Origin of the sequence: Streptomyces sp. W16 (genome assembly GCF_033194735.1) — a bacterium.
Lineage (GTDB): Bacteria > Actinomycetota > Actinomycetes > Streptomycetales > Streptomycetaceae > Streptomyces.
In genome coordinates this window covers 1-7,944 of the sequence record NZ_JAWOAI010000467.1, presented here as the reverse complement: position 1 = coordinate 7,944, position 7,944 = coordinate 1, and the positions used below count along the sequence as shown (strand labels likewise).

Annotated in this window: 6 protein-coding genes and 1 pseudogene; 4 read left to right on the top strand and 3 right to left on the bottom strand. The window is 71.7% G+C overall.

All coding sequences use genetic code 11. The features are described 5' to 3' along the window. Both R6V09_RS40545 and R6V09_RS40540 read right to left on the bottom strand, forming a co-directional pair. Positions 1-2,302 (bottom strand): glycosyltransferase family 2 protein (locus R6V09_RS40545; protein ID WP_317886495.1); only part of this gene is annotated, 2,302 nt, incomplete at its 3' end. A 185-nt stretch (positions 2,303-2,487) separates the two neighbouring features. After that, positions 2,488-2,751 (bottom strand): WhiB family transcriptional regulator, encoded by a 264-nt coding sequence (locus tag R6V09_RS40540; protein WP_003975777.1) that lies wholly within the window; start codon positions 2,749-2,751, stop codon positions 2,488-2,490. Between the two features lie 606 nt (positions 2,752-3,357). Here R6V09_RS40540 and R6V09_RS40535 point away from each other — a divergent pair. From R6V09_RS40535 to R6V09_RS40520, 4 genes are all read left to right on the top strand, one after another. Beyond that, the gene (locus tag R6V09_RS40535; RefSeq protein ID WP_317886494.1) at positions 3,358-3,867 is read left to right on the top strand and encodes a cysteine dioxygenase; all 510 of its coding nucleotides are present in this window, start codon (positions 3,358-3,360) and stop codon (positions 3,865-3,867) included. Between the two features lie 78 nt (positions 3,868-3,945). After that, positions 3,946-4,905 carry a 2-phospho-L-lactate transferase gene (gene cofD, locus R6V09_RS40530; RefSeq protein WP_317886493.1) on the top strand — a complete coding sequence of 320 codons (960 nt, stop codon included), beginning with the start codon at positions 3,946-3,948 and terminating at the stop codon, positions 4,903-4,905. Then, a complete protein-coding gene (locus tag R6V09_RS40525; protein ID WP_317886492.1) occupies positions 4,902-6,218 on the top strand; it encodes a coenzyme F420-0:L-glutamate ligase in 1,317 nt (438 codons plus the stop codon). The genes cofD and R6V09_RS40525 overlap by 4 nt, the downstream gene beginning before the upstream one ends. 111 nt (positions 6,219-6,329) lie before the next feature. Next, the gene (locus R6V09_RS40520) at positions 6,330-7,319 is read left to right on the top strand and encodes a DNA-3-methyladenine glycosylase family protein (RefSeq protein WP_317886491.1); all 990 of its coding nucleotides are present in this window, start codon (positions 6,330-6,332) and stop codon (positions 7,317-7,319) included. A gap of 288 nt (positions 7,320-7,607) precedes the next feature. On the opposite strand, the pseudogene R6V09_RS40515 reads toward R6V09_RS40520, so the two are convergent. After that, positions 7,608-7,944: pseudogene (locus R6V09_RS40515) on the bottom strand (NDP-sugar synthase); the annotation flags it as partial.

Below are 7,944 nucleotides of genomic sequence, written 5' to 3'. Positions count from 1 at the left end.
GGGCGAGGCCGTAGACGAGGGTCGCCGGTCCGGCCCAGGTGGAGCTGTTGGACAGGACGGCGAAGACGAGGCCCAACAGGGCGACGCCCCAGGCGGCCCGGACGCCGAAGGTGCGCTCACTGCGCAGCAGGGCGGCGAGCGCGGCCAGCACGATGCCGATGAGCATCAGGCCGTTGACCGTGCCGGGGCCGCCGGGGCTGGCGCCGAGCAGGTCGAGGGCGGACGCGGACCCGGAGCCGTACTCCAGGCCGGCCTGCTGGAAGAAGCCGAACGGGAGAAGTGTCAGCGACCAGGGCGCCAGGATCAGCAGGGGGGTGCCGAGCTGGGCCAGGAAGCGCAGGCCGTAGGCGGTGATGTCATCCCTGCGCACGACCAGCAGCGCGATGCCGAGGATCAGGACGATGGGCCAGATGATCGGCGTGAAGGCGGTGGTGACCGTCAGGAGCAGGGCGTAGGCCCAGGTGGCGCGCCAGCTGCCGCGGGTACCCGAGGAGTGCGTCAGGCCGCTGGCGGCGATGCCCGCGCGGGCGATCAGCGGGAGCAGCACAGCGAGGACGGCGGTGCCGATGCGGCCGCCCCCGAGGGCGCCGGTGGCGGCGGGCAGGAAGGCGTAGACGACGGCCGCCCAGGCGCGCAGCAGGCGGGACTCGACGAGCGGGCGGGAGGCGAAGTAGGCCGTGAACCCGGCCAGCGGGACCGAGGCGACGAGCAGGACCGTGACCGCGAGGCCGGTCGAGCCGAACAGCAGCGAGGAGAGCATCGCGACGAGCGCGAGATACGGCGGCGCGGACGGGGTGCCGCCGGCGCCCACCGGGTGCCAGGAGTCCAGGAAGCGGGACCACAGTTCGCCGGAGTCGCCGGGCGCGGGCAGCATCGCGCCGCCCGTGAGCGCGCCGCTGCCGAGCAGGCCGCGGCAGGCGACGAGGGAGACGAGCAGCAGCACCAGGAACAGCACCGGGCCGGGCTTGCGGGCGATGCGCTTCACGCGCGCGAACTGCTCGATCTCCAGGAAGTCCGCGTCGTCTCCGCCGGGTCCGGACTCGACCGCGCCGCCGTGCCGGCCGGCCCCCGAGGTGATCTCGGGGTCGGAGGTGTCGACGAAGCTGGCGGCGGCCTGTTCGAAGGTGGCCCGCAGGGTCGCGCCGGGCGGCGGGAAGAGCGGCTTCAGCTCCGCCTTGTCGATCTGGGGGGTGCCGCGCCTGCGCCGTCCGGCGATGATCCGCTCGGGGCGCAGCAGGGTCCCCAGGAGGCCGCGGATCTCGTCGAGGGCCTGTCCGGGGACCTTGCCGACGAGATAGGCGAGGGTCCGCAGCACGGTGCCGACGACGACCCTGACGAGGACCCAGGGCAGCACGGCCGTACGGCTGTTGACGAGCAGGGTGTAGACGGCGCCGGCCTTGTCGACCTTGTGCGGGGAGGCGACGGTGCGGCCCGCGCAGTCGACGGCACGGCGCTCGCGGGAGGCCGCCTCGGCGTGCCGTACGACCGCCTCGGGGGCGACCAGGACCCGGTGGCCGGCGGCGGTGGCGCGCCAGCACAGGTCGACGTCGTCCCGCATCAGGGGCAGCCGGCGGTCGAAGCCGCCGAGTTCGTCGAAGACGTCGCGCCGGATCAGCATGCCGGCGGTGGAGACGGACAGCACGGGCCGTACGTGGTCGTGCTGGCCCTGGTCCTGTTCGCGGCGGTCCAGGCCGGTCCAGCGGCGCCCGGAGTGGGCGATGGTGACGCCGACCTCCAGGAGCTGCCGCCGGTCGTACCAGCCGCGCAGTTTGGGGCCTACGACAGCCACGTCGTCGCGGCCGAGCTCGTGCTCCTGGTCCACCACGCGCAGCAGCTGGGCCAGGGCGTCGGGCTCCGGGGCGGAGTCGTCGTGCAGCAGCCACAGCCACTGGACGGGCTCGCCGTGCGGGAGTTCCGGCATGTCGTAGGCGTCGTCGCGCCACGTGCGCGTGACGGGGTCCCAGCCGCTGGGGCGCTTCAGGTACGGCAGGTCGTCCGGGGTCAGCACCGGGGCGGTGCGGTTGGCCTCCTCGACGGCCTGGCCGAAGCCGGTGCGCCGGGCGAGGTGCAGCACGCGGTCGGCGCCGAGGGTGTCGGTGACCAACTGGGCGGAGTCGTCCGCGCTGCCGGTGTCGGCGGCCATGACGCTCTGCACGGGGCGCTCCTGGCCGAGCAGCCCGGCGAGCGCGTCGGGCAGCCAGCGGGCGCCGTCGTGGGAGACGAGCACCGCGGTGACTACGTGACGCGGGAACTCAGGAGTGGCAGCGTCGTGTTGGGCTGCCGTGTGGCTGTGCACGGACATCGAGGTACGGGCCCCGGTTCGATGGACTGCGGTGGACGCCTGCGTCCCGAGGGGACTGCGGTACGTCTCGGACGAGCGCCCACACTATCGGCTGGGCACAGCGACGGCCCGCCGCCTGTGGATAACCCAGCTGCGACGGGCCGTTCAGTAGGTCCCGAGGTATGTCCCGAGGTGTGCCGTGCGGTTCAGACGGCGGCCTTCTTCAGCCGGCGGCGTTCCCGCTCGGAGAGGCCGCCCCAAATGCCGAAGCGTTCGTCGTTGGCGAGGGCGTATTCGAGGCACTCGGAGCGGACCTCGCAGGCGAGGCAGACCTTCTTGGCCTCACGGGTGGAGCCGCCCTTCTCGGGAAAGAAGGACTCGGGGTCGGTCTGGGCGCACAGCGCGCGCTCCTGCCAGCCGAGTTCCTCGTCCGCGTCGTCGACCAGCAGTTGCTGCACCAGCTCGGTCATGTGCGCCCCTCGTCTGTCTTTCGCGTCCCCGTGATGTAGCCGTTACCGATGTCGGCTGAACGACACGAGTGAAATTACAAGTGTGCTGCTCCGGGCGAGTCAAGCCGAGATCTGCTATTGGGCCCCTTATTCACTCTGCGGAACCAAGGCCTAGCGGAAAGTGTTCAAATCGGCATAAACCTTGACAGGCAGCAGAGACCCTCGCGGGCCTCCTACCCCGGGACGGAGCCTGTACGGGGGAGGACGCTCAGGAGTTCGATCTCGTTCCCACGGGGTTTGTGCGCCCAGTTGTGCGCCATGTGTCCCGATAGCCTCCTGAACAAACCTTTCACCTCCCAGATGAACCGGATGAGGTGAAACATGTCCCACATACCGGGCGTCGAGTTGACAGTGCGGGTGTGAACCGCTGTCCTTGTGGGCATGCTCGCGAACTCGGCACTCACCTCGACCCGCACCGCCGGGTCCCTCGGTGCTGCCCACGCTCGCTGTAGCTGTTGTTGCTGTTCCGGCTGTTGAGCCCCGCGCGCTCCGGCCTTTTCGCATTGCCTGTTTGGTGACACCCATCCCCCGCCGTTACTTCTTACGCCGAGGAACCACCGCACCCCCATGAACAGCGACAACGACCTCCAGATCGCCGGCGACATCCTCGAAGTCCCGCACCTCCTCCAGACCCCGCGCGAACACCCGGCCACCGTGGCCGAGTTCGTCGGCCTGGCACGCTCGATCGCCGCAGACCGCGCCCAGTGGGAGCACCTCGTCGAGTACGACACGACGACCCGCTGGTACCACCGGCTGCGCACCGGCCCCGGCTACGAGGTGTGGCTGCTGTCCTGGGTGCCCGGACAGGGCAGCGGGCTGCACGACCACGGCCCCTCCTCCGGTGTGCTGACCGTCCTGGACGGCACGCTGACCGAGCGCACCGAGCGGGGCACGCGTGCGTTGGGGGCGGGCGCGCAGCGGGTGTTCGCGCCGGGGTACGTCCACGAGGTCGTCAACGACACCCTCGAACCGGCCATAAGCCTGCACGTCTACTTCCCCGGCCTCACCGAGATGCCCATGCACACGGCCTGCGCGCGGCGCGACGGGGCGGAAGCCGTCGATGCCGTGACCGCCTGACGCGATGCGGTGACGGCCCGGCGCCCGATGCGACGACTGCCCGCCGCGTTGTCAGACCCGCCTGCAAGACTTGTGCCCATGCGCATTGTGGTTCTGGCAGGCGGTATCGGTGGTGCCCGGTTCCTGCGCGGTCTCAAGCAGGCCGTGCCGGACGCGGACATCACGGTGATCGGCAACACGGGGGACGACATCCACCTCTTCGGGCTGAAGGTCTGCCCGGACCTCGACACGGTGATGTACACGCTCGGCGGCGGCATCAACGAGGAGCAGGGCTGGGGCCGGGCCGACGAGACCTTCCATCTCAAGGAGGAGCTCGGGGCGTACGGGGTCGGGCCGGAGTGGTTCGGGCTCGGCGACCGGGACTTCGCCACGCACATCGTGCGGACGCAGATGATCGGCGCCGGGTTTCCGCTGAGCGCGGTCACCGAGGCGCTGTGCGACCGCTGGAAACCGGGAGTGCGCCTCATCCCCATGACGGACGACCGCGTAGAGACGCATGTCGCCGTCGAGGTCGACGGCGAGCGCAAGGTGATCCACTTCCAGGAGTACTGGGTACGGCTGCGCGCGTCGGTCGCCGCCGAGGCCGTCGTACCTGTCGGGGCCGAGCAGGCCAAGCCCGCGCCCGGCGTCCTGGAGGCGATCGCGGAGGCGGACGTCATCCTCTTCCCGCCGTCCAACCCGGTCGTCTCCGTCGGCACCATCCTCGCCGTGCCCGGCATCCGTGAGGCGATCGCCGAGGCCGGGGTGCCCGTGATCGGCCTCTCCCCCATCGTCGGGGACGCGCCCGTGCGCGGGATGGCCGACAAGGTGCTCGCGGCGGTGGGCGTGGAGTCCACGGCCACCGCGGTGGCCGAGCACTACGGCTCCGGGCTGCTCGACGGCTGGCTCGTCGACACCGTGGACGCCGCCTCCGTACCGGACGTCGAGGCGGCCGGGATCCGCTGCCGGGCCGTACCGCTGATGATGACCGACACCGAGGCGACCGCGCGGATGGCGCGGGAGGCGCTGGCGCTGGCGGAGGAGGTGCGGGCCGCATGAGTGAGGTGCCACCGGTGGAGGGTTACCGGGTCTGGGCCGTGCCCGGGATGCCCGAGGTCGCGGCCGGGGACGACCTCGCCAAGCTGATCGCCGCCGCCGAGCCCGGGCTCGTCGACGGGGACGTGCTCCTCGTCACCTCGAAGATCGTCTCCAAGGCGGAGGGGCGGATCGTCGAGGCGACCGACCGGGAGGCCGCGATCGACACCGAGACCGTACGGGTCGTCGCGCGGCGCGGCGCCCTGCGGATCGTGGAGAACCGGCAGGGCCTGATCATGGCCGCCGCCGGGGTCGACGCCTCCAACACCCCTGCCGGGACAGTGCTGTTGCTGCCCGAGGACCCGGACGCGTCCGCGCGGACGATCCGGGACGGACTGCGGGACGCGCTCGGCGTCGACATCGGCGTCGTCGTCACCGACACCTTCGGGCGGCCCTGGCGCACAGGGCTCACGGACGTCGCGATCGGCGCCGCCGGGGTGCGTGTACTGGACGATCTGCGCGGGGGCACCGACGCGTACGGCAATCCGCTCAGCGCGACGGTCGTGGCGACCGCCGACGAACTGGCCGCCGCCGGTGATCTCGTCAAGGGCAAGGCCGCGGGGCTGCCGGTCGCCGTGGTGCGGGGGCTGCCGCATGTCGTGACCGCCGAGGACGACCGGTTGGGGGCGCGGGCCATGGTGCGGGGCGGGCGCGACGACATGTTCCGGCTCGGGACGTCGGAGGCGGTACGGGAGGCGGTGACCCAGCGCCGTACGGTGCGGGCGTTCACCGACGAGCCGGTCGACCCCGGTGCGGTACGGCGGGCCGTGGCCGCGGCGGTGACCGCGCCGGCGCCGCATCACACGACGCCGTGGCGGTTCGTGCTGCTGGAGTCCGCCGAGTCGCGCGGTGCGTTGCTGGATGCGATGCGGGACGCGTGGATCGCGGATCTGCGGCGGGACGGCAAGTCCGAGGAGTCCATCGCCAAGCGGGTGCGGCGCGGGGACGTGTTGCGCGGGGCGCCGTATCTCGTGGTGCCGTGTCTCGTCATGGACGGGTCGCACACGTACGGGGACGCGCGGCGGGACGGGGCGGAGCGGGAGATGTTCGTGGTGGCCGTGGGGGCGGGTGTCCAGAACTTCCTGGTGGCGCTGGCCGGGGAGCGGCTGGGGTCGGCGTGGGTTTCGTCGACGATGTTCTGCCGGGATGTTGTGCGGGAGGTGCTGGGGCTGCCGGAGGGGTGGGATCCGATGGGGGCGGTGGCTGTGGGGCATGCGGCCGCGTCGCCTGCGGCTCGGGCTGAGCGGGATGCGGGGGCGTTTATTGAGGTGCGGTGAATCGCCGTTGGGGGCTGGGCTCGGTTGCGGGTGCGGGTTGTTCGTGGCTGAGCGCGCAGTTCCTCGCGCCCCTAAAAGGGGCGCTACCACCTAGGTTCGTAGGACTCTTCTGTGGCCGGACGTTTTGCTCCTCGGCCCACTCGTACGACTGTGCGGGGTGGGGATGTTGTCGTGCCTCGGCAAGCTGCGGTGCCTGGTCGGGTGCGGAACTGGGTGCCGGGCGGGGTGCTTGATCTCGGGCTGGTGCTCGGGCCGTTGCGGCGGGGGCCCGGGGATCCCTCGTTTCGGGTGACTGCGGACGGGGCTGTGTGGCGGGCCAGTCTTACGCCGGTCGGGCCGGGGACCTTGCGGGTGTCCGGTCACGGAGGCGAGGTGCGCGGGGAGGCGTGGGGGCCGGGGGCGGAGTGGTTGTTGGAGCGGTTGCCGGAGATGCTTGGTGCCGCTGATGATCCTGGCGCGTTCGTGCCCCGGCATCGGCTTGTCGCTGTCGCTCAGCATCGGCGGCCGGGGTTGCGGCTCACGCGGACCGGGCTGGTGCTGGAGTCGTTGATTCCGTCGGTGCTGGAGCAGAAGGTGACGACCGACGAGGCGTATCGGGCCTGGCGATTGCTGGTACGGAAGTTCGGGTCGCCGGCGCCGGGGCCTGTCGGCGGGCGGATGTGGGTGATGCCGGCGCCGCGTGCGTGGGCGTTGATCCCGTCCTGGGAGTGGCACCGGGCCGGGGTCGACGACAAGCGGGCTTCGACGATTCTGCGTGCCGTACGGGTTGCTGCGCGGCTTGAGCAGGCGGTGACGATGTCTGCGGAGGATGCGCGGGCTCGGTTGGAGGTTGTGCCGGGGGTGGGGGTGTGGACGTCCGCGGAGACTGTGCAGCGGAGTCATGGGGCGGCGGATGCGGTGACCGTGGGGGATCTGCATCTGCCGGGGATCGTGGGGTGGGCGTTGGCCGGGGACCGGGACGCGGATGACTCGGTGATGTTGTCGTTGCTGGAGCCGTATGCGGGGCAGCGGCATCGGGCGGCTCGGTTGATTTTGCTGAGCGGGCGGACGCCGGCGCGACGGGCGCCGAAGATGCCTCGCGGGGACATCGGGAAGTTGTGAGCGTGCCGGGTGGGTGGGGGTGCGGGTGCCCCTGGGGGCTCCGCCCCCAGACCCCCGGGCCTATGCCCACCCACCACCCGACTCGGTGGGTCTAGAAGTTACCCACCGGCCCGACTCGGTAGACCGACGAGTCACCCACCAGCCGGACTCGATAGGCCGACGAGTCACCCACCAGCCCGACTCGGTAGGCCAAGAAGCCACCCACCCAGCCCGACTCCGTAGGCCAAGAAGTCACCCACCCAGCCCGACTCGGTAGGCCAAGAAGTCACCCACCCAGCCCCGCGCTTCTCACTGGTCCGAAGAGAACCGCACCGCCCCCGCCGGAATCCGCGCGTCGCACCACACCCGCATGCCGTCCCGGAGTTCGTTGTCGGCGCCGATGATCGCGCCGTCGCCGATGACCGTGCCGGTGAGGACGGAGCGTTCGCCCACGACGGCTCGGGTGCCGATGAGGGAGTCGGTGATGACGGCGCCTGGTTCGATGACGGCGCCGGGGAGGATCGTCGAGCCGAACACCCTCGCGCCCTCCGCCACGAACGCGCCCTCGCCCACCACCGTGCCGCCCGTCAGCTTGGCGTCGGGGGCGACGCGGGCCGTGGGCAGGACCAGGCGGTCGCCGCAGCGG

Excerpts from the sequence above, each read along its gene's own strand:
- R6V09_RS40540 (WP_003975777.1), bottom strand. The coding sequence starts at position 2,751 with ATGACCGAGCTGGTGCAGCAACTGCTGGTCGACGACGCGGACGAGGAA.
- R6V09_RS40535 (WP_317886494.1), top strand. The coding sequence starts at position 3,358 with ATGAACAGCGACAACGACCTCCAGATCGCCGGCGACATCCTCGAAGTC.
- cofD (WP_317886493.1), top strand. The coding sequence starts at position 3,946 with ATGCGCATTGTGGTTCTGGCAGGCGGTATCGGTGGTGCCCGGTTCCTG.
- R6V09_RS40525 (WP_317886492.1), top strand. The coding sequence starts at position 4,902 with ATGAGTGAGGTGCCACCGGTGGAGGGTTACCGGGTCTGGGCCGTGCCC.